At 60.1% G+C, this 20,329-nt stretch carries 20 protein-coding genes and 4 tRNA genes; 12 read left to right on the top strand and 12 right to left on the bottom strand.

The annotated features are described in order from the left end of the window. Positions 1–3 precede the first annotated feature (3 nt). The 4 genes from NQL71_RS17560 to NQL71_RS17545 form a co-directional block, all read right to left on the bottom strand. The gene (locus NQL71_RS17560; RefSeq protein ID WP_248686983.1) at positions 4–1,335 is read right to left on the bottom strand and encodes a sigma-54-dependent transcriptional regulator; all 1,332 of its coding nucleotides are present in this window, start codon (positions 1,333–1,335) and stop codon (positions 4–6) included. A 2-nt stretch (positions 1,336–1,337) separates the two neighbouring features. Continuing rightward, the gene (locus tag NQL71_RS17555; protein WP_274643095.1) at positions 1,338–2,924 is read right to left on the bottom strand and encodes a sensor histidine kinase; all 1,587 of its coding nucleotides are present in this window, start codon (positions 2,922–2,924) and stop codon (positions 1,338–1,340) included. After that, positions 2,914–3,147 (bottom strand): PP0621 family protein, encoded by a 234-nt coding sequence (locus NQL71_RS17550; protein WP_077185855.1) that lies wholly within the window; start codon positions 3,145–3,147, stop codon positions 2,914–2,916. Before NQL71_RS17550 ends, NQL71_RS17555 begins: the two co-directional genes overlap by 11 nt. 135 nt (positions 3,148–3,282) lie before the next feature. Continuing rightward, the gene (locus NQL71_RS17545; RefSeq protein WP_046815701.1) at positions 3,283–4,305 is read right to left on the bottom strand and encodes an outer membrane protein assembly factor BamD; all 1,023 of its coding nucleotides are present in this window, start codon (positions 4,303–4,305) and stop codon (positions 3,283–3,285) included. A gap of 151 nt (positions 4,306–4,456) precedes the next feature. On the opposite strand from NQL71_RS17545, the gene rluD reads away from it, so the two are divergent. The 7 genes from rluD to NQL71_RS17510 all read left to right on the top strand — a co-directional run bounded on the left by rluD (position 4,457) and on the right by NQL71_RS17510 (position 9,551). After that, entirely contained in the window at positions 4,457–5,419 is a 963-nt protein-coding gene (gene rluD / locus NQL71_RS17540; RefSeq protein ID WP_008058321.1) for a 23S rRNA pseudouridine(1911/1915/1917) synthase RluD, read from the top strand. Beyond that, positions 5,416–6,141: a peptidoglycan editing factor PgeF gene (gene pgeF / locus NQL71_RS17535; RefSeq protein ID WP_274643064.1), complete on the top strand. Its 726-nt coding sequence runs from the start codon at positions 5,416–5,418 to the stop codon at positions 6,139–6,141. The genes rluD and pgeF overlap by 4 nt, the downstream gene beginning before the upstream one ends. 130 nt (positions 6,142–6,271) lie before the next feature. Further along, positions 6,272–8,836: an ATP-dependent chaperone ClpB gene (gene clpB, locus NQL71_RS17530; protein WP_046815699.1), complete on the top strand. Its 2,565-nt coding sequence runs from the start codon at positions 6,272–6,274 to the stop codon at positions 8,834–8,836. 300 nt (positions 8,837–9,136) lie between these two features. Further along, a tRNA-Asn gene (locus tag NQL71_RS17525) sits at positions 9,137–9,212 on the top strand. 9 nt (positions 9,213–9,221) lie between these two features. Then, positions 9,222–9,298: transfer RNA gene (locus NQL71_RS17520), tRNA-Pro, on the top strand. A 5-nt stretch (positions 9,299–9,303) separates the two neighbouring features. Continuing rightward, positions 9,304–9,379 (top strand) — tRNA-Lys (locus tag NQL71_RS17515). A gap of 95 nt (positions 9,380–9,474) precedes the next feature. Next, positions 9,475–9,551: transfer RNA gene (locus NQL71_RS17510), tRNA-Pro, on the top strand. A 173-nt stretch (positions 9,552–9,724) separates the two neighbouring features. On the opposite strand, the gene NQL71_RS17505 is transcribed toward NQL71_RS17510, so the two are convergent. From NQL71_RS17505 to NQL71_RS17490, 4 genes are read right to left on the bottom strand one after another with little or no spacing between them, the layout of a single operon-like run. Next, positions 9,725–11,023 (bottom strand): NAD(P)/FAD-dependent oxidoreductase, encoded by a 1,299-nt coding sequence (locus NQL71_RS17505; RefSeq protein WP_046815698.1) that lies wholly within the window; start codon positions 11,021–11,023, stop codon positions 9,725–9,727. Between the two features lie 60 nt (positions 11,024–11,083). Then, positions 11,084–11,257, bottom strand: a complete 174-nt coding sequence (locus tag NQL71_RS17500; protein ID WP_007996394.1) for a DUF3094 family protein — start codon at positions 11,255–11,257, stop codon at positions 11,084–11,086. Positions 11,258–11,308: 51 nt separating this feature from the next. After that, the gene (locus NQL71_RS17495) at positions 11,309–11,836 is read right to left on the bottom strand and encodes an MOSC domain-containing protein (RefSeq protein ID WP_274643063.1); all 528 of its coding nucleotides are present in this window, start codon (positions 11,834–11,836) and stop codon (positions 11,309–11,311) included. Further along, a complete protein-coding gene (locus tag NQL71_RS17490; RefSeq protein WP_007970534.1) occupies positions 11,833–12,459 on the bottom strand; it encodes a DUF1780 domain-containing protein in 627 nt (208 codons plus the stop codon). The genes NQL71_RS17495 and NQL71_RS17490 overlap by 4 nt, the downstream gene beginning before the upstream one ends. Before the next feature lie 220 nt (positions 12,460–12,679). Here NQL71_RS17490 and NQL71_RS17485 point away from each other — a divergent pair, with 220 nt between their 5' ends. From NQL71_RS17485 to NQL71_RS17475, 3 genes are read left to right on the top strand one after another with little or no spacing between them, the layout of a single operon-like run. Next, positions 12,680–14,023, top strand: a complete 1,344-nt coding sequence (locus NQL71_RS17485; RefSeq protein ID WP_077185876.1) for an aromatic acid/H+ symport family MFS transporter — start codon at positions 12,680–12,682, stop codon at positions 14,021–14,023. A 3-nt stretch (positions 14,024–14,026) separates the two neighbouring features. Further along, positions 14,027–15,247: a benzoate/H(+) symporter BenE family transporter gene (locus tag NQL71_RS17480; protein ID WP_166618911.1), complete on the top strand. Its 1,221-nt coding sequence runs from the start codon at positions 14,027–14,029 to the stop codon at positions 15,245–15,247. A 17-nt stretch (positions 15,248–15,264) separates the two neighbouring features. Next, complete coding sequence (locus tag NQL71_RS17475; protein ID WP_166618910.1) at positions 15,265–16,533, top strand: OprD family porin; 1,269 nt, start codon at positions 15,265–15,267, stop codon at positions 16,531–16,533. A gap of 13 nt (positions 16,534–16,546) precedes the next feature. Here NQL71_RS17475 and NQL71_RS17470 read toward each other — a convergent pair whose 3' ends face one another. Beyond that, positions 16,547–16,789 (bottom strand): DUF2790 domain-containing protein, encoded by a 243-nt coding sequence (locus NQL71_RS17470; protein WP_046815693.1) that lies wholly within the window; start codon positions 16,787–16,789, stop codon positions 16,547–16,549. A gap of 115 nt (positions 16,790–16,904) precedes the next feature. On the opposite strand from NQL71_RS17470, the gene NQL71_RS17465 reads away from it, so the two are divergent. Together NQL71_RS17465 and NQL71_RS17460 are read left to right on the top strand one after the other, a co-directional pair. Continuing rightward, positions 16,905–17,837 carry a LysR family transcriptional regulator gene (locus NQL71_RS17465; RefSeq protein WP_046815692.1) on the top strand — a complete coding sequence of 311 codons (933 nt, stop codon included), beginning with the start codon at positions 16,905–16,907 and terminating at the stop codon, positions 17,835–17,837. Positions 17,838–17,911: 74 nt separating this feature from the next. Continuing rightward, positions 17,912–18,601, top strand: a complete 690-nt coding sequence (locus NQL71_RS17460; RefSeq protein WP_077185859.1) for an energy-coupling factor ABC transporter permease — start codon at positions 17,912–17,914, stop codon at positions 18,599–18,601. A 37-nt stretch (positions 18,602–18,638) separates the two neighbouring features. On the opposite strand, the gene yacG is transcribed toward NQL71_RS17460, so the two are convergent. Genes yacG through NQL71_RS17445 form a run of 3 tightly spaced genes read right to left on the bottom strand, consistent with a single transcriptional unit; the run spans position 18,639 to position 20,328 of the window. Then, entirely contained in the window at positions 18,639–18,839 is a 201-nt protein-coding gene (gene yacG, locus NQL71_RS17455) for a DNA gyrase inhibitor YacG (RefSeq protein WP_007970539.1), read from the bottom strand. Continuing rightward, positions 18,836–19,459, bottom strand: a complete 624-nt coding sequence (coaE, locus tag NQL71_RS17450) for a dephospho-CoA kinase (RefSeq protein ID WP_046815690.1) — start codon at positions 19,457–19,459, stop codon at positions 18,836–18,838. Before coaE ends, yacG begins: the two co-directional genes overlap by 4 nt. Beyond that, the gene (locus NQL71_RS17445; RefSeq protein WP_166618909.1) at positions 19,456–20,328 is read right to left on the bottom strand and encodes a prepilin peptidase; all 873 of its coding nucleotides are present in this window, start codon (positions 20,326–20,328) and stop codon (positions 19,456–19,458) included. Before NQL71_RS17445 ends, coaE begins: the two co-directional genes overlap by 4 nt. Position 20,329 lies beyond the last annotated feature (1 nt).

The raw sequence follows: 20,329 nt of genomic DNA, 5'->3' as shown, positions 1-20,329 counted from the left end.
TCCTCAATCCAGGCCCAGCTTCTTGAGTCGATAACGCATCGACCGGAATGAAAGATTCAACCGCTGAGCCGCTGCCGTGCGGTTCCAGCGGGTCTCTTCCAGTGCCTGGAGAAGCAGTTGGCGTTCAACGTTTTCCAGGTACGCCTCCAGGTTATCGATCTGCGTGAGGTCCGGCGCGCCCCCTTCGGCAGCACAGTTACCCTCGGCAAGGCGCAGGTCGCTGGCCTCGATCAGCTTGTTTTCGCATAACGTATGAGCCCGTTCGAGCATGTTCTCCAGTTCGCGCACATTGCCCGGGAAACGGTAGTTTTTCAGGGTGTCGAGCGCATTCGGGTGGAGTTTTGCCGCGGGCTGCCCGCTGTCTGCAGCCAGGCGCTTGAGCATGTGGCTGGCCAGAGGCTCGATGTCGTCACGGCGCTCGCGCAACGGCGGAACCCGCAGCTCGATCACGTTCAGGCGGTAGTACAGATCCTGGCGAAAGCGTTCGGCAGCGACTTCGGCGCCAAGGTCCTTGTGGGTGGCGCAGAGTATCCGCACATCGACCACCACCTCCTGTTGCCCACCGACGCTGCGTACCGCTTTCTCCTGGATGGCTCGCAGCAATTTGACCTGCATCGGCAGAGGCAAGTCTGCCACTTCGTCGAGAAACAGGGTGCCGCCGTGCGCCGCCTGGAACAAACCGGGTTTATCTTCGATGGCGCCGCTGAAGCTGCCCTTTCGATGGCCGAAAAACTCGCTTTCCATCAGTTCAGTTGGAATCGCACCGCAATTGACCGGGACAAAAGGTTGGCTGGCCCGTGGTCCTCGCTCATGAATCAGGCGGGCGACCAGCTCCTTGCCACTGCCAGACTCGCCACTGATGTACACAGGTGCCTGGCTGCGAGCCAGTTTTTCGATCTGTTTGCGCAGATCGCGCATGGGCGGTGACTCGCCCAGCAAGCGACGATCAATGGCGCTACCAGGAACAGGTAGCAGCAAGGCGCTGGTCACCAGTTCTCGCAATCGGGTCAGGACCACCGGTTTGGTCAGGAAATCGAACGCACCGGCCTTCAGCGCATTGATTGCTGTGTCGAGGCTGCCGAAAGCCGTGATCATGGCTACCGGGACTTGTGGGTAGTGTTGCTGGATGTGTTGCACCAGCTCCAGGCCGCTGCCGTCCGGCAGGCGCATGTCGGTCAGGCACAGGTCGAATGGCTCGCGCTGGAGCAGGGCCAGGGCCTCGCCAGCGTTGCGGGCGCAGTAGGTATCGAGCTTCATCCGTCCCAGGGTGATTTCCAGGAGTTCGCGGATGTCCGGCTCGTCGTCGACGATCAGGACTTTTGGCCGTGGGCTCATGTTCAACCTTGTTTTCGTCCGTGAGCAAAGGTGATGCGAAAGCAGCCGCCCTGGCGTGATCTGAAGTCCAGGCGGGCCTGGTTGCATTCGCACAGCTCGCGGGACAGGTAGAGCCCCAGGCCAGTGCCCTGGTGGCTGGTGGTGAAGAAAGGCTCGAACAATTGCGCTTGATGGTCCGGGGCCACACCGGGGCCGTCGTCGAGGATCTCGAGGGTCGGTAGCTGACTGTCGGGATCCGTGAACAACTCGAGCCAGACCTGTGCCTGGTGGTGGTCAAGGGCGCTATGGCGCCATGCATTGCGTATCAGGTTGTCGAGAATCTGCTCCAGCTGATTCGGGTCCATCAAGGTGCTGTAGTCACCGGGAGCAATGCGCAGATGGATCTTTTGGCGCTCGGTCGCCTGCTCGCGGATTTCTGTCACAAACTGTTCCAGCCACAGCTTCAGGTCGAGACGTTGCGTTGCGGTTTGCTGGCGACGGGACAGTTGCAGGACGTTTTCGATAACCCGATTCATTCGCTGAGAGTGGTCTTGAATAATCTGCGTCAGACGTCGGTCCGCGGCATTCAGTTCCTCCGATTCTCGCAATAGCTGCGCTGCGTGACTGATGGCGCCCAATGGATTGCGGATTTCATGGGCAATACCGGCGGTCAAGCGGCCCAGGGCGGCAAGTTTCAGTTGTTGAGCCTGTTGGGTGATCTGGGCGAGGTCTTCGAGAAAAACCAGGGTCTGGTGATGCGGGCCAGGGGCCAGGGCAATGAAGCTCGGCTGCAGTTCTAGGCCGCTGCTGGCGATTCTCAGGCTTGGCGGGCGCCGCATCGGGTTTTCGATCCACAGTTGCAGGTCTTCGACCAAGCCCGGGGCATGTTCGTCAATCCGTCGGCCTTCGAGATGCTCGCAGCCGAGCAGGGTCAAGGCGCTGTGATTGGCCAGTTGCACACGCCGTTGGTCGTCAAGCACCAGGATACCGGTGCGCATGCGTTGCAGGATCAGTGCGTTGAGGGCTTCCAGGCCCATGACTTCGCTGGCCTTCTGCTCCACCAGGGTCTGGCTGACTTCCAGTCGTCTGACCAGGACCTGGACCAGCAATGCGGCGGCGAAACACAGGACGCCGAGCGTGCCGACCTGCAAGTAATCATTGGGGCTGGCGGGATGGCTGACATTCAGCAGGAAACTCGAACCCAGGATGCCCAGCACGCTAATGGCAGCAATCAGCAGGCCGATGCGTCTTCGCAGCAAGGTATTGCTGATGGCCACCGATACGATCAGCAGGTTGCCAATGGCGCTGGCCACTCCGCCACCTGCGTAGAACATCACGCAAAGCAGCGCGACGTCGACCAGTGCCAGGCTGAACAGTTGGGCTGGGCGGCGGGTGTTCTGGAAGAACACCACCAGCAGGATGTTCAGCACCAGGTACATCCCGCTGCCATAGCGCAGCAGGTCGTCATTGGCGGACGTCAGCAACCGGTTGTCCAGGTTGCTGGAAATCAGCAGCACCAAGGTGATGCCGATGCTCAAACGGTAGAGGTGATAGAGGCGCAGCAGTCGCTGGGCCTGTTTGTCGCCGGGACTGGACGTCTCAGCGACCACTGGAGCCTGGGCCTTGCTCAAGGTGAGCCTGGCTGCAATACCACTGTTGTTGGAGGCTCAGCGCACGGTCGCGGGGCAGGTGCACGCCGCAATGGGCGCAGCGGACCATGGGCGCTGCTTCCCGCTCGGCGGAGGACTTGGGTGCGGAAACCTGGCCCTTGTACTTGCGCCATAACCAAACAGCGGCGGCAATCACTGCGATCCAGAATAATAAACGAAGCATGGCGGGCTGCTTTATGACGGATGAGCCGCCAGTTTAGCCAAGGACATGACAGCCGCACAGCGTATTCGCGCTGCTTAAAAATGGCGCAATAAAAAAGGGAGACTCAAGCGTCTCCCTTTCTGCAACACGGTCGTATCAGTCGAACACGCCGAAGGTCATGTAGCTGAACCACGAGCGGTCTTCATTGTTGCCCTCGGCCTCGTGATCCTCTTCTTCGATCACATCGCCGTCGCTGTCCTTAGGCTTGAGCTCGCTCGGAATCGCGTCCTTGGCTTCCTGGAACTGCTTCTGCACATCCTGGTTGGCGCGGGTTTCTCCCGGTGGCAGCGGTGGACGGGATTCGATCAGGCCCAGGGTGGCCTTGCTCAGCCACGACCGGTTGTCGGCTTCAGCCACCGATGGCTCGAACTGACCGTCCACCAGGCTTGGGTGGTTCGGGTAGTTGAGCTTCAGGGTTTCGAGGCTGGTGGCAGCCAGTTCGTCCAGGTGCAGGCGCTGGTAGGCCTCGGTCATCACCGCCAGGCCGTCGCCGACCGAAGGGGTTTCCTGGAAGTTTTCCACCACGTAGCGACCGCGGTTCGCGGCGGCGACGTAGGCCTGACGGGTCAGGTAATAGTCGGCCACATGGATTTCATAGGCCGCCAGCAGGTTGCGCAAGTAGATCATGCGCTGCTTGGCGTCCGGCGCGTAACGGCTGTTGGGGAAGCGGCTGGTCAGCTGGGCGAACTCGTTGTAGGAGTCGCGAGCGGCACCCGGGTCACGCTTGGTCATGTCCAGCGGCAGGAAACGCGACAGCAGGCCAACGTCCTGGTCGAAAGAAGTCAGGCCCTTGAGGTAGTAGGCGTAGTCGACGTTCGGGTGTTGTGGGTGCAGGCGAATGAAGCGCTCGGCAGCAGCCTTGGCGGCTTCCGGTTCGGCGTTCTTGTAGTTGGCGTAGATCAGCTCCAACTGGGCCTGATCGGCATAGCGGCCGAACGGATAGCGTGATTCCAGAGCCTTCAGCTTGGCAGTGGCGCTGGTGTAGCTATTATTGTCCAGATCGGCTTGAGCCTGTTGGTACAACTCGACTTCGCTCAGGTTTTCGTCTACGACTTCCTTCGAAGAGCAAGCAGCGGTCAATGCGAGGATGGCGATCAGCAGCAGGTGTTTCACTTGCATGGCGGCTTGCGTCCCTATGACGGCCGCTGTCTTGGGCGAGGCCGTCCTGTTATGATGAGCGCCCCGTTGAATAGCCTCGGGGCAAAAGACGCCGTATTTAACCACAAGCGCGCAGCCGAAACCAAAAGCTGTGCCGACGCCTAGTCTGAGCATGTCCGATAAAATTGAACTCCGCGCAGAGGTGCCGTCCGAATTGGGCGGCCAACGCCTCGATCAAGTCGCCGCACAATTATTCGCTGAGCACTCGCGCTCGCGCCTTTCCGCCTGGATCAAAGACGGCCGCCTGACTGTGGATGGGGCGGTTGTCCGCCCGCGAGACATCGTTCACGGTGGCGCCATTCTTGAACTCACTGCCGAGCAGGAAGCTCAGGGCGAATGGGTCGCTCAAGACATCGCCCTGGACATCGTCTATGAAGACGACGACATCCTGGTGATCAACAAGCCCGCGGGCCTGGTGGTTCACCCGGCTGCCGGCCACGCTGATGGCACTTTGCTCAACGCCTTGCTGCACCACGTGCCGGACATCATCAATGTGCCCCGCGCCGGCATCGTGCATCGCCTGGACAAGGACACCACCGGTCTGATGGTGGTGGCCAAGACCATTCAGGCGCAGACACAGCTGGTGACTCAGTTGCAGAGCCGCAGCGTCAGCCGGATCTACGAGTGCATCGTGATCGGCGTGGTAACCGCTGGCGGCAAGATCAATGCGCCGATCGGTCGTCACGGCCAGCAACGCCAGCGCATGGCCGTGATGGAAGGTGGCAAGCAAGCCGTCAGCCACTACCGCGTGCTCGAGCGTTTCCGCTCCCACACCCACGTGCGGGTGAAGCTCGAAACCGGTCGTACACACCAGATTCGTGTGCACATGGCCCACATCAACTTCCCGTTGGTCGGAGATCCTGCCTATGGTGGTCGTTTCCGGATTCCGCCGGCAGCCAACCCGACCATGGTTGAATCGCTGAAGAACTTCCCGCGCCAGGCACTGCATGCGCGGTTCCTCGAGCTGGATCATCCGACCACCGGTGTTCGCATGAGCTGGGAATCGCCGCTGCCGGAAGACTTCGTCTGGTTGCTGACCCTGCTCAAGCAAGACCGCGAGGCGTTTGTCGGATGAGTGACTGGCTGATTCCTGACTGGCCCGCGCCGGCCGGGGTCAAAGCCTGCGTCACCACCCGTGCGGGCGGCGTCAGCTTGGCGCCGTTCGACAGCCTCAATCTTGGCGATCACGTCGACGACAGCCCTGAGGCCGTCGCCGAGAATCGCCGGCGTCTTACTGACCATTTTTCGATACAGCCGGCCTGGTTGCAGCAGGTTCACGGCATCGTCGTGGCGCATGCCGACCCGAGCCGGGTGGACATTGCCGATGCCAGTTGGACTTCTACGCCGGGCATTGCCTGTGCGGCGATGACTGCCGATTGCCTGCCTGTGCTGTTTTGCGACCGTGCCGGTACTCGTGTCGCGGCGGCCCATGCCGGTTGGCGCGGGTTGGCGGCGGGCGTGCTGGAAGCGACCCTTGACAGCCTGGCGGTGCCACCTGCGGCGGTTTTGGTCTGGCTCGGCCCGGCGATTGGCCCGCAAGCCTTTGAAGTGGGCCCCGAAGTACGGGAAACCTTCGTCGAGCAACTGCCTGGAGCTGCTCAGGCTTTTGCGCCGAGTCAAAACCCCGGCAAGTTCATGGCGGACATTTATATGCTGGCGCGCTTGCGTCTGGCAGCTCAGGGTGTAACCGCTGTTTATGGCGGCGGATTCTGCACCGTCTCCGATCCACGCTTCTTTTCCTATCGCCGTGCCTCCCGCACTGGCCGATTTGCCTCCCTTATCTGGCTCGAACGCTAGACTTGTCTGATCTGCATCAACCTCTCGACGCTTGAAACTCCCAGAATCGACCACATCTATTGTGCTATCTGGCAGGTTTCTTCATTCAGGATGTTTTATAGGTCCGGCCTGCTCAAAAGGAAGGTGACCCATGCGTATAGACCGTTTAACCAGCAAATTGCAGTTAGCGTTGTCCGATGCCCAATCCCTGGCCGTCGGTCTCGATCATCCGGCCATTGAACCGGCGCACTTGATGCAAGCCTTGCTCGAGCAACAGGGTGGCTCGATCAAGCCCCTGCTGATGCAGGTGGGCTTCGACGTCAACAGCCTGCGAAAAGAGCTGACCAAAGAACTTGACCAGCTACCGAAGATCCAGAACCCGACCGGCGACGTAAATATGTCGCAGGATCTGGCGCGCCTGCTCAACCAGGCCGATCGCCTGGCCCAGCAAAAGGGCGACCAGTTCATTTCCAGCGAACTGGTGCTGCTCGCCGCCATGGACGAGAACAGCAAGCTCGGCAAACTGTTGCTCGGTCAGGGCGTGAGCAAGAAAGCCCTGGAAAACGCGATCAACAACCTGCGTGGCGGTGAGGCGGTCAATGACCCTAACCACGAGGAAGCGCGCCAGGCATTGGATAAATACACCGTCGACCTGACCAAGCGTGCCGAAGACGGCAAGCTCGATCCGGTGATCGGCCGCGACGATGAAATTCGCCGGACCATCCAGGTGCTGCAACGCCGCACCAAGAACAACCCGGTACTGATCGGCGAGCCTGGTGTTGGTAAAACCGCCATCGCCGAAGGCCTGGCCCAGCGCATCATCAACGGCGAAGTGCCGGACGGCCTCAAGGGCAAGCGCTTGCTCTCCCTGGACATGGGGGCGTTGATTGCCGGTGCCAAGTACCGTGGCGAGTTCGAGGAGCGCCTGAAATCCCTGCTCAATGAATTGTCGAAGCAGGAAGGGCAGATCATTCTGTTCATCGACGAACTGCACACCATGGTCGGCGCCGGTAAAGGCGAGGGCTCGATGGATGCGGGCAATATGCTCAAGCCGGCCTTGGCACGTGGCGAGCTGCACTGCGTCGGTGCCACTACGCTCAACGAATACCGCCAATACATAGAGAAGGACGCCGCCCTTGAGCGACGCTTCCAGAAAGTGCTGGTGGACGAGCCGAGCGAAGAAGACACCATCGCCATCCTGCGTGGCCTGAAAGAGCGTTACGAGGTCCACCACAAAGTGGCGATCACCGACGGCGCGATCATTGCGGCGGCCAAGCTCAGCCATCGCTATATCACTGACCGCCAGTTGCCCGACAAGGCCATCGACCTGATCGACGAGGCCGCCAGCCGCATCCGCATGGAGATCGACTCCAAGCCGGAAGTACTGGACCGCCTGGAACGTCGCTTGATCCAACTGAAAGTTGAGTCCCAGGCGCTGAAGAAAGAAAGCGACGACGCGGCGAAGAAACGCCTGGAAAAACTCCAGGAAGAAATCGCCCGTCTCGAGCGTGAGTACTCGGACCTGGAAGAAATCTGGAACTCGGAAAAAGCCGAGGTGCAGGGTTCTGCCCAAATCCAGCAGAAGATCGAGCAGTCACGCCAGGAGCTGGAAACCGCTCGCCGCAAAGGTGACCTGAACCGCATGGCCGAGTTGCAGTACGGGGTGATCCCGGACCTGGAGCGCAGCCTGCAAATGGTCGATCAGCATGGCAAACCCGAAAACCAGTTGCTGCGCAGCAAGGTGACTGAAGAAGAGATCGCCGAAGTCGTTTCGAAGTGGACCGGTATTCCAGTGTCGAAAATGCTCGAAGGCGAGCGCGAAAAATTGATGAAGATGGAAAGCCTGTTGCACCAGCGTGTGATCGGCCAGGACGAAGCGGTGGTGGCCGTTTCCAACGCGGTACGGCGCTCCCGAGCCGGCTTGTCCGACCCGAATCGCCCGAGCGGCTCGTTCATGTTCCTCGGCCCGACCGGTGTCGGTAAAACCGAGCTGTGCAAGGCGCTGGCTGAATTCCTCTTCGATACCGAAGAGGCGATGGTGCGGATCGACATGTCCGAGTTCATGGAGAAACATTCCGTGGCTCGCCTGATCGGTGCACCACCAGGCTACGTCGGTTACGAAGAGGGCGGTTACCTGACCGAGGCGGTACGTCGCAAGCCTTACTCGGTGATCCTCATGGACGAAGTCGAAAAGGCGCACCCGGATGTCTTCAACGTCTTGCTGCAAGTGCTGGAAGACGGTCGCCTGACCGACAGCCACGGCCGCACGGTGGACTTCAAGAATACCGTGATTGTCATGACCTCCAACCTGGGGTCGGTGCAGATCCAGGAGTTGGTGGGTGATCGTGAGGCACAGCGCGCGGCGGTGATGGATGCGATCTCCACCCACTTCCGGCCGGAGTTCATCAACCGGGTCGACGAAGTGGTGATCTTCGAGCCATTGGCGCGGGATCAGATCGCTGGCATCACCGAGATCCAGTTGGGCCGCCTGCGCAGTCGCCTGACCGAGCGGGAACTGAAGCTGGAACTGAGCCCCGAGGCCATGGACAAGCTGATCGCGGTCGGTTACGACCCGGTATACGGCGCACGGCCGCTCAAGAGGGCCATACAGCGCTGGATCGAGAACCCGTTGGCGCAGTTGATCCTTTCGGGTCGATTCATGCCGGGCGACACCGCTCATGGCGTGGTGGAGAACGACGAAATCGTCTTCGTCTGAGCCATAACAACAGCAAAATCGAAAAGGCCTCGCATTGCGAGGCCTTTTTTTCATTCAGGCTGTTGAACTCAAAGGAAAAGGCTTGTAAAGTGCGCCCCGCAGTAAGTCACCCGCCAGGGTTTCTGCTAACAAGCAGGAATCTAAAATAAGTTGCAAATCATTAACTTGAAAGCAAATTAGGGGGTTGACAGAGGTTGTAGAAATTGTAGAATAGCGCGCCTCAGACACACGAACGCAGCGATGCGAACGGGTCGAAGAGAACGCAGTAAAGCTACAAAGTTGTAAATTGAAATGTGTAGTTCCGTGATAGCTCAGTCGGTAGAGCAAATGACTGTTAATCATTGGGTCCCAGGTTCGAGTCCTGGTCACGGAGCCAATTTCAAGCCGGGGTATAGCGCAGTCCGGTAGCGCGCCTGCTTTGGGAGCAGGATGTCAGGAGTTCGAATCCCCTTACCCCGACCATTTTTGGGTCGTTAGCTCAGTTGGTAGAGCAGTTGGCTTTTAACCAATTGGTCGTAGGTTCGAATCCCACACGACCCACCATTTTTGAAACCAGTTAACGCTGGAATCGAATCTTAAGATCAGACGCCAAAAGCTCTGTTCGCAGAAGGCGCCTTTAAAAGGTGCCTTTTTTTTACCGGGGTATAGCGCAGTCCGGTAGCGCGCCTGCTTTGGGAGCAGGATGTCAGGAGTTCGAATCCCCTTACCCCGACCATATTAAAAATCCTCGTGTCGAAAGATACGGGGATTTTTTTTGCCCGCGAGAAACCTGCAACAGCGCAAAACCAATGTGGGAGCGGGCTTGCTCGCGAAAGCGGTGTGTCAGTCGACATAAAGCTGAATGACACACCGCGTTCGCGAGCAAGCCTGCTCCCACAGGTTTTTACATCAGTGCAGCTTCAGGCGCGGCTCGGTGCCGCGACCAATCTTGCTGCCCAGCATCAGCATCGCCGTGCGAAACGGCCCGTACAGGGCCATCTGGTGCATCCGGTACAACGACACATAGAACATCCGCGCCAGCCAGCCTTCCAGCATGACGCTCCCGGTCAGGTTACCCATCAAGTTACCCACAGCCGAAAAGCGCGACAGCGAGATCAGCGAACCGTAGTCGGTGTACTTGTACTCCGGCAGCGCCTTGCCTTCGATCCGCAGTTTCAGCGATTTTGCGAGCAACGACGCCTGCTGATGCGCAGCCTGGGCGCGCGGCGGCACATTGCGGTCAGTGCCTGGTTGCGGACAGGCCGCGCAGTCACCGAAAGCGAAGATATTCTCGTCACGGGTGGTTTGCAGGGTCGGCAGCACTTGCAGTTGATTGATGCGGTTGGTTTCCAGGCCATCGATGTCCTTGAGGAACGCCGGTGCACGAATCCCGGCAGCCCAGACTTTCAGGCTGGCGTTGATCACTTTGCCATCCGCGGTGATCAGGCTGTCTGCGGTCACCTCGCTGACCGCAGCATTGGTCATGACGTTGACCCCGAGTTTTTCCAGGGTTTTATGCACAGGCCCGCCAATCCGTTCCGGCAGGGCCGGCAGCACCCGTGGACCGGCTTCGATCAGGGTGATGTGCATGTTTTCCGGTTTGATCCGGTCCAGCCCGTAGGCCGCCAGTTCATGGGCGGCGTTATGCAGCTCGGCGGCCAGTTCGACCCCGGTGGCACCGGCACCGACGATGGCGACGCTGATCTGCTCGATCTTGTCGGTCTGCCCGGCGTGCGCGCGCAAGTAGTGGTTGAGCAACTGCTGATGGAAGCGCTCGGCCTGTTTGCGGGTATCGAGGAACAGGCAGTGCTGCGCCGCGCCCAGGGTACCGAAATCGTTGGTGGTGCTGCCGACGGAAATCACCAGTGAGTCGTATGGCACTTCCCGGGCGGGCACCAGTTCCAGGCCTGCTTCATCATAAGTGGCGGCCAGCTGGATTTTTTTATTGGCGCGATCAAGCCCGCTCATGCGTCCCAGTTGGAACTCGAAGTGGTTCCATTTGGCCTGGGCAACATAGTTGAGTTCGTCTTCGGACGAGTTCAACGACCCGGCAGCGACTTCGTGCAACAGCGGTTTCCAGATGTGGGTCAGGTTAGCGTCGACCAACATCACGCTGGCCGTGCCGCGTTTGCCCAGAGTCTTACCCAGACGGGTAGCCAACTCCAGACCGCCGGCGCCGCCGCCGACAATGACAATACGATGGGACATGGGGATAACTCGCAAGGCTAAAGGAAATCGATGTGGTTACCCAAGCGAGCGCGAGGCAGCTCATAGCGTCAGGTAACTGATAAGTCGGCTCAACAGGCCAAGACCAATGGTCACTGCCAATACCAGCACCAGGAGCATCCACGGCCGGAAAGGCCGGCGCTCGACTCGGTGCTGGGACAACTGCAGGTACTCTTCGACATGCTTTTGGTCGTCGGGGTTCAGGCGGCTGGTCATAAAGGCCTCGTCAGGTAGACGTTGCTGAAGGTGTTGAAGCTACAGGCTGATTCAACGAACGTTGAACGGAGCATAGCCACTGTCCGGAATGGGCTCGACGCTCACCGTGTCGTCCAGGCGAATGATGCCACTTTGTAACACCCGGGCGGTGATTCCGCCATGTCCACGCACCGCCTGAAACGTTCCGGGTCCCAGGTTGGCTTGCAGCCGTGCGCAGGGTTGGCACCAGCCGGTGGTTTCGAAAATCGCCTGGCCGATGCGAAAGCGCCGGCCCTTGAGGCTGAACAGATTGATCCCACTGATAACGAGATTGCGGCGCAAATCTTCAGGCTTGACCGGTTGATCGTCCGGGCGGCCCATCAGCGAACTGATCACTGCCAGGTGCTCCCACTGAATCAGTGTTACCTGACGCGCATTGCGAATGCCGGGTCGGGCACGATCGCCCGTCAGGCCGGCCTCGAGCCGCGCTTCCACGGCATCCAGTTCGATCATTGCCCCGTGACGTTCCGGGCGCACGCCGATCCAGCGTACGCGGCCGGTTTGCGGGACTTCGGCAATCAGTTCCTGCAATGGGCTCACAGGCTGATCCCGACGTCGAACACGATGCTGCGTCCCAGGTTACTGCGCAGGAAGTCCGGTGCATCGGGATGCGCGAACAGCACGCGGGCGAAGGTCGGACCCACCAGCGACAGCGAGCGCCAGCCTTGGCGCAGGTATTCGGTGGGCGGCGGGAAATGACTGTTGAGGTCCAGCACTTCGCGCTTGAGGCTGGCGAAGGCAATGATGTCCAGCTCGCCCAGATCCATGCCGCGCTCTTTGTAGTTGTGCGCTTTTTTACGCAAGGTCGGCGCCAGGCGCAGCAAGAACTCGTTGGCCGGTATGCGCCGGGGCTTGGCCTCGCGCCGTACCAGCTGGCTCAAGGAAAACGCGCTGCGCCGCCTCTGCAGTTCGTCGCGCCATTCATCATTGAGGCGGCGGCCTTCGTCGAGCACGAAGAAGACCTCGAAACTGGCGTCGCGAAACAACACGTCCGGCGGCTCACCGGCCGGGGCGAATTCGTCGGCGCGGTAGGGAATGTTCAAGCCTTGCAGCAGGCGTTGGCAAACCCAACGCTCCCGCTCCCATTTGCGGGCATTGGAAAGGAACGCGTTGGCTTGCTCGGCCGCAATGGTCAGCAGGCGTAAGTAATCTGAATCATCCATACGCCCAAGCTTAGCGCTCAAATGTGATTGCAAAGAAGACAGTTTATCGGAGAGGGGCAAAACCTCTCGCTCCCCAGCCCGATTCAGAGCGCTGCACAAAACGGATAGTGGTCTGCGCAATGCGGATATTGGCCCGCGCCTGGTGACTCTACCCTCGGCTGTACGGACGTAAGCCGTGCTACCGCTGCTCCTGGAAAAACAACAACAAGAGATGAATGCCATGCGCAAGATCGACGTACACGAGGTTATCGACAACGCTCGGTTCAACCGCTTTCACTGGATGGTGCTGTTCTGGTGTGCCCTGATCATCATTTTCGATGGTTACGACCTGGTGATCTACGGCGTGGTCTTGCCGATGCTGATGAAAGAGTGGGGGCTCAGTCCTCTGCAAGCCGGAGCACTGGGCAGCTATGCGCTGTTCGGCATGATGTTCGGTGCACTGTTCTTCGGACCGCTGTCGGACAAGATCGGACGCAAGAAAGCCATCACGATCTGCGTGATGCTCTTCAGCGGTTTCACCGTGCTCAACGGTTTCGCTCGCAACCCCACCGAATTTGGTCTTTGTCGTTTCGTTGCCGGCCTGGGCATTGGTGGTGTGATGCCCAATGTCGTGGCGCTGATGAACGAATATGCGCCGAAAAAAATCCGCAGCACCTTGGTGGCGATCATGTTCAGCGGCTACTCGGTGGGCGGCATGCTGTCTGCCGGGCTGGGCATCGTCCTGATTCCGAGTTTCGGCTGGCAGTCGGTGTTCTACGTGGCGGCCCTGCCACTGCTGCTGTTGCCACTGATCATGTACTTCCTGCCCGAGTCGGTGGGTTTCATGCTGCGCCAGGGGCGCAATGAAGAAGCCCGCAACATTCTCCAGCGGATTGACCCGGTGTATGTCGCGCAGGCCGATGATCAGTTGCACATGAGTGAAGTGAAGGGCACGGGCACCCCGGTGCTGCAGTTGTTTCGCGAGGGGCGTGCACTGCGCACGCTGATGTTGTGGCTGGCGTTTTTCTGCTGCCTGCTGATGGTCTACGCCTTGAGTTCCTGGTTGCCCAAACTGATGGCCAACGCCGGTTACAGCCTGGGCTCCAGCCTGTCGTTCCTGCTGGTGCTGAACTTCGGGGCGATCTTCGGTGCAGTCGGCGGCGGTGTGCTGGGTGACAAGCTCAACCTGCCGCGTGTGCTGTCGGTGTTCTTCGCCATGGCGGCAGTGTCGATCACCCTGTTGGGCTTCAACAGCCCGATGCCGGTGCTGTACCTGCTGATCGCCATCGCTGGCGCCACCACCATCGGCTCGCAGATTCTGCTGTACGCCTGCGCCGCCCAGTTCTACTCCATGACCATTCGCTCCACTGGCCTTGGCTGGGCGTCGGGCATCGGACGCAACGGTGCCATCGTCGGTCCTCTGCTGGGCGGCGCCTTGCTTGGCATAAGCCTGCCGCTGCAACTGAACTTCATGGCATTCGCCTTGCCCGGTGCCGTAGCGGCCATCGCCATGACGGTGTTCGCCATCAGCAACCGACGCAGCGCCATGGCCGTCAGCCCGGCGCTGTCGCCAACGGGCGCCTGAGCCATGAGGGCTTTTTTCCAGGACTTCTCCCTGTCAGCCGCTGTCGCCGGATTTATCGCCACGGTGATTTCCTATGCCGGGCCGTTGGTGATCATCTTTCAGGCGGCGCAAGCGGCCCATCTGCCGCGGGAACTGCTGTCGTCCTGGATCTGGGCGATCTCCATCGGCAGCGCGGTGCTGGGCATCGGTTTGAGCCTGCGCTATCGGGTACCGGTGATCATCGCCTGGTCGGCACCGGGCTCGGCGTTGCTGGTGGCGTTGTTGCCTGATATTTCCATGGCAGAAGCGGTGGGGGCTTATCTGGTCAGCAGCCTGATCATCTTTGTGGTTGGGGTCTCGGGGGCTTTTGACCGGATCATCAGCAAGCTTCCCGCCGCGATTGCGGCGGCGATGCTGGCCGGGATCCTGTTCAGCTTCGGCACCGGGTTGTTCGTCTCCATGCAACACAAGCCGTTGCTGGTGCTGGCCATGTTTGCTGTCTATCTGATCGGCAAACGGCTGATGCCGCGTTACGCGGTGTTGCTGGTGCTGCTGACGGGCTGTTCGATTGCCGCACTCAGCGGTGATTTGCATCGCGAGGCATTGGTGATCGGCCTGGCTACTCCGGTGTGGATCACGCCCGAGTTCAGCCTGGGCGCGACGCTGAACATCGCCTTGCCACTGGTGATGGTGGCGCTGACCGGCCAGTTCGTGCCCGGCATGGCCGTGCTGCGCGCCAGCGGTTACCCGACGCCCGCGAGCCCGATCATCGCCAGCAGTGCATTGGGCACTGCGCTACTGGCCCCCTTTGGTTGTCATGGGCTGAACCTGGCCGCGATCACGGCGGCCATCTGCACCGGTCGGGAAGCCCACGAGGATCCGCGCAAACGCTACGTCGCAGGCGTGGTAGGGGGCCTGTGCTACCTGGTCCTGGGCATCTTCGGCGCCACCCTGGTTTCGCTGTTTTCGGCATTCCCCAAGGAGCTGATTGCGGCGTTGGCAGGGCTGGCGCTGTTTGCCGCCATCGCCGGGGCGCTGACGGGGGCGATGGCGGTGCCGAGCGACCGTGAAGCCGCTCTGGTGACATTTCTGATCACGGCTTCGGGCATGTCGCTGTTCGGCTTGTCCGCTGCCTTCTGGGGTCTGATTTTCGGCATGGTCACCCATGTGCTGTTAAACGCGCGTCGGCCCGTTCCCCTTCACACATCCACTGCGACTGAAGTTGTTCAACCTGTCGATCAATAACAATAAGAGAAAAACCGATGAAACAGATTCTTCCAACAACCGGTTCGGCGTTGTCCCTGGCTGTCGTCTCGGGTTTTTCCACCGGCGCAATGGCCGCCGAGAGTGGATTTATCGAAGACACCACCGCGACGTTGCAGGCGCGCAATTACTACTTCAGCCGCGACTATTCCGACATCGTCGGCGCCAACCAACAATCGAAGGCGCAGGAGTGGGCCCAAGGTTTCATCCTCAACGTGAAGTCCGGTTACACCCAGGGTGCCGTCGGTTTTGGTGTGGATGTCATCGGCTTGCTCGGACTCAAGCTCGACAGCAGCCCGGACCGGGTCAATACCGGTTTGCTGCCGGTGCAGGATGACGGTCGCGCGGCGGACAATTACAGCCGTCTGGAAGGCGCGTTGAAGATGCGTTACTCGAAAACCGAGCTGAAAGTCGGCGAGTTGCAACCCAATCTGCCGGTGCTGGTGTTCAGTGACATTCGCCTGCTGCCGCCGAGTTACCAGGGGGCGAGCATCAGCTCCAGCGAGATCAATGGCCTGACCGTGCAGGGCGGACACTTGAGTTCAACCAGCCTGCGCAACGAGGCTGGCGACGAAAAAATGCAGGCCATGCTCGGGCATGTGCCGCAGCGCCAGGTCAGCAGTGACGGGTTCAATTTTGCCGGTGGCGATTATGCCTTCAACGACAAGCGCACCTCGGTCAGCGCCTGGTACGGGCAACTGGAGGACATCTACAACCAGCGCTTTCTAGGCCTTAAACACAGCGAACCCTTGGGTGACTGGGTCCTGGGCGCCAACCTCGGGTACTTCGATTCGCGCGAAGACGGCAAAAAACTGCTGGGCAACATCGACAACCAGGCGTTCTATTCGTTGCTATCGGCCAAACGTGGTGGTCACACTTTTTATGTCGGCTATCAGGGGATGTTCGGCGACAGCGCGTTCCCGCGGGTATTCGCCAACATCTCGCCACTGGGTAACGAGGTGCCGACCTACGAGTTCGCCTACACCGATGAGCGTTCCTGGCAGGCGCGTTACGACTACGACTTCGCGGCCCTGGGTGTACCGGGCTTGACCAGTACCCTGCGCTACATCCGCGGCAACAATGTCGATACCGGCAAGGGGTATGAGGGCAAGGATCGTGAGCGTGACCTGGACATCGGCTATGTGCTGCAAAGCGGCAGCCTCAAAGGCCTGGGCATCCGCGTGCGTAACGCGATGGCGCGGTCCAATTACCGCAGTGATATCGATGAAAACCGCCTGATCCTCAGTTACACCTGGACCCTGCTGTGAGTGCAGCGGCCAATTACAGGTTGCTGGTGCAATCGCCGATCACGTTGTACGTCACGCGGCGGGTCTGGCCCTGATGATCCACATACACCATGGTCGCCGGCACAACCCCGCAAGCGGTCGCGGTGTCCGACACAGACACCACCTTGGCGATGTCCAGCGGCTGCGCCGGGTTGTACAAGACAGCGAGCGGCTCGTTGTCAGCGGCCATCGCCGAGGTGGCGATGACGGTCAGAAACAGGCTGATCAACGTTTTCATGCTGGCGTGCTCCGGGTGGGTTTTGATGTATTGATTTTAGTCTTCGCCACCCGGGGATAAAGGGGCCAGCGGCTGATGCAGCGTTACGGATAATGTAATAGTCCGAGGGGGGATTATGGATTTGCTTAACAACTTGCGCGTGTTCATCCGTGTGGTGGACTGCGCCAGTTTCACCGCCGCGGCCGACACGCTGGACCTGTCGACGGCACAGGTGTCCCGATTGGTCGCGGATCTGGAAGTACATCTACAGGCACGCCTGCTGCAACGCACCACGCGACGGTTGAGCCTGACGGAAGCGGGCGAGCGCTTCCTGTTGCGCAGCCGGCAGATTGTCGAAGAAATGGACGAGGCGACGGCCGAGGCCCGAGGCGCACATATCAACCCGGCCGGGCGTCTGCGGGTGCATAGCATGACTGGCCTGGGCGTGCTGATTACGCCGCTGATCGCCCGCTACAGTGAGCTTTATCCCGAAGTGGTGTTCGAACTGACTTTGTCGCAGCGCAATCCCGATCCCCTGGAGGAAGGGCACGACGTGGTGATTTCGATCGCCCCCGAACTGGCCGATTCGCAATTGGTCGCCCAGGCCATCGGGCAGATCTACAGCGTTCCTTGCGCCTCAGCGGATTACCTGCGGCGCAGGGGTATTCCGCAGCAGCCGCTGGCGCTGAACGAGCATCAATGCCTGCGCCTGCTTGATCCCATGTATGGCGACCCGTGGATATTCCAGGACGAACACGGCGAACATGCCATCAGTCCGGCCAAGACCTTCCAGTGCAATGTCGCCGAGTCGATGGTCAAGGCCTCGGAGGCTGGCATGGGCATCAGCCTGCTGCCGTTCCACACCGCCACTCGGCCCTTGAGCGATGGCACCTTGTTGCGTGTACTGCCGGCCTGGCGCCTGCGTGAGCGCAATGTCTATGCGCTGTATCCGTCGCGGCGTTTTCTCGATGCCAAGGTGCGTACCTGGGTGGATTTTCTCAAGGCAGAGCTTCCAAAAATGTTTGCCGAACATGACGCGGTGATGAACGATCCACGGCATTGGGCATGAGGTCGAAGGGCCGGCGAAGTGCGGTGTAGACTGAGGGTCTTTCTCTTTCGGCAAGACAGGGAGTGCGCCCAGCCATGATCGGTGTCGAGCTGTTGTCATCCCAGACCCTGAACGTGGGGTGGTTGATCTACCTACCGGTATTGCTCTGGGCCGTTGTGCGCGCACCCTGGGTCGAGTTGTTCACCGACAGTCGTCGCCAGCATCTGCTGTTCGGTACGGTGTTTGCGCTGTTCATGCTGTGGCTGGTGCGTCGGGACTTTGATACCGGCGTGTCCTATCACTTTATCGGCATGACGGCGGTGACGCTGTTGCTGGACTGGCCGCTGGCGATCGTCGGCGGTCTGGTGGCGCAAACAGGCCTGGTGCTGCTGGGCCGTCAGGACCTGATGGCCATGGGGGTCAATGGCGCACTGTTCATTTTGTTGCCAGTGTTGATCACCGAATGCTGTGCGATTCTGGTGGAGCGCGCGCAGCCACGAAATCTCTTCGTGTACATCTTCGTTTCCGGTTTCTTTGCCGCAGCCCTTTCAGCGTTGCTGTGCCTGGTGCTGGCGCTGACGTTGTTGTGGTACGACGAACGATTCGCCATGCCGTACTGGCTGGAGGATTTTGTCGGTTACCTGTGGCTGATCATTTTTCCCGAGGCGTTCATCAACGGCATGGTCGTCAGCGCGTTGGTGGTGTTCTGCCCGGAATGGCTGGAGACCTTCAACCGTACGCGTTATCTGTCGGCGCCCTGGAAAGACGACGATCCCAAGCCTTGATGCAGCGCATGCTTGAGATCGTCGACGCCATCGAGAATCAGTGACGCGGGTCGAAGTCGCCGCTGAACATCTCGTCCTCGGCATCGGGAGCCACTGGGATCTTGTGTTCTTCGGACGCCCAGGCGCCCAGGTCGATCAGTTTGCAGCGATCAGAGCAGAATGGCCGGAATTTGCTCTCGGCTGTCCACTCCACGGGGGCACCACAGGTTGGGCATTCGACGGTTGTTGGTTGGCTCATGACTGGCCTCCACGCAAAGTAAGGTAAAAGTGATGCAGGCGTTCGACCTCGCTGTGCAGCCAGGCGAGATCGCGGTCGTTGACCACCACGTCGTCGGCATGGCTTATGCGATCCTGGCGGCTGGACTGGGCCTTGAGGATCGCCTGGACCTGCTGCTCGCTGGTCTGGTCGCGCTGCAGGGTGCGTTCGATCTGCAACTGTTCGGGGGCATCGATCACCAGGACCCGTTGGGTCATGGCGTACTGGCCGGATTCGATCAGGAGCGGCGAAACCAGGATCGCATAAGGTGATTTTGCCAGCGCCAGGTGATGGGCAATCTCTTCGGCGATCAGCGGATGTAGCAAGGCTTCCAGCCAGAGGCGTTGCTCTGGTACTTCGAAGATCAGTTTGCGCAATGCGGCGCGGTCCAGTTGCCCGTCGGCCAGCAACACGCCTGGGCCGAAGTGTTCGGCAATCTTCGCCAGCGCCGGCCGACCGGGTTCCACCACCCAGCGAGCGGCATGATCGGCATCGACCGCGTGCACGCCCAGGTCGATGAAGTGTTGGGCCGCCGCGCTTTTGCCGCTGCCGATGCCGCCGGTCAAGCCGAGAATCCAGGGTTTTTCCACAGGGGTATTCATTTCAGACCGACAAACTGCCAATAGAAGTCGGTTATTTGACCACCCCAGAGCAGGGCAATCCAGCCGGCAATGGCCAGATAGGGGCCGAAAGGGATTGGCGTCGATGTTTGCGCCTTGTGCAGGCGCAGGTAAATCACACCGATGATCGCGCCCAGCAGGGACGACAGGACGATCGTCAGCGGCAGGATCTGCCAGCCGCCCCAGGCGCCAAACATCGCCAGCAGCTTGAAATCGCCATGACCCATGCCGTCCTTGCCGGTGATCAGCTTGAACACCCAGAACACCGTCCACAGGGCCATGTAGCCGGCAATGGCGCCCCACAACGCCTCAGGCAATGGCACGAACAGATCGAGGCTGTTGATGATCAGCCCCAGCCACATCAGCGGTAGCACCAGCACATCCGGCAGCAGTTGATGCTCGGCGTCGATCAGGCTCATGGCGAGCAGGCCCCAGGTCAGGAGCATCGCCATGCCGGCTTGCCAACCGAAACCGAAGTGCCAGGCAATGAACGCGGTCAGAAGCGCGCAGGCCAGTTCGGTCAATGGATAGCGTTTGCTGATCGGTGTCGCACAGTCCGAACAGCGCCCGCGCAGGAACAGGAAGCTCAATACCGGAATGTTTTCCCAGGCACGGATCCGGTGGCCGCAGTATGGGCATTGGGAGTGGGGCAGCATCAGGTTGAAAGTAGGCAACGGTGTTTCGCCGGGCAGCCCGAGGATCTCATGGGCTTGCATGCGCCACTCGCGCTCGAGCATTTTCGGCAGCCGCCAGACCAGTACATTGAGGAAGCTGCCGACCAGCAGGCCGACCACCCCGGCGATGACGACGAAAGCCTGCGGGAAGTGGATCAGAATTTCGTTCAAGGGCATG

This window comes from Pseudomonas serbica (assembly GCF_028823535.1).
GTDB lineage: Bacteria > Pseudomonadota > Gammaproteobacteria > Pseudomonadales > Pseudomonadaceae > Aquipseudomonas > Aquipseudomonas serbica.
Note: the sequence above shows the minus strand (reverse complement) of the source record. Positions and strands in the feature narration are given on the sequence as shown.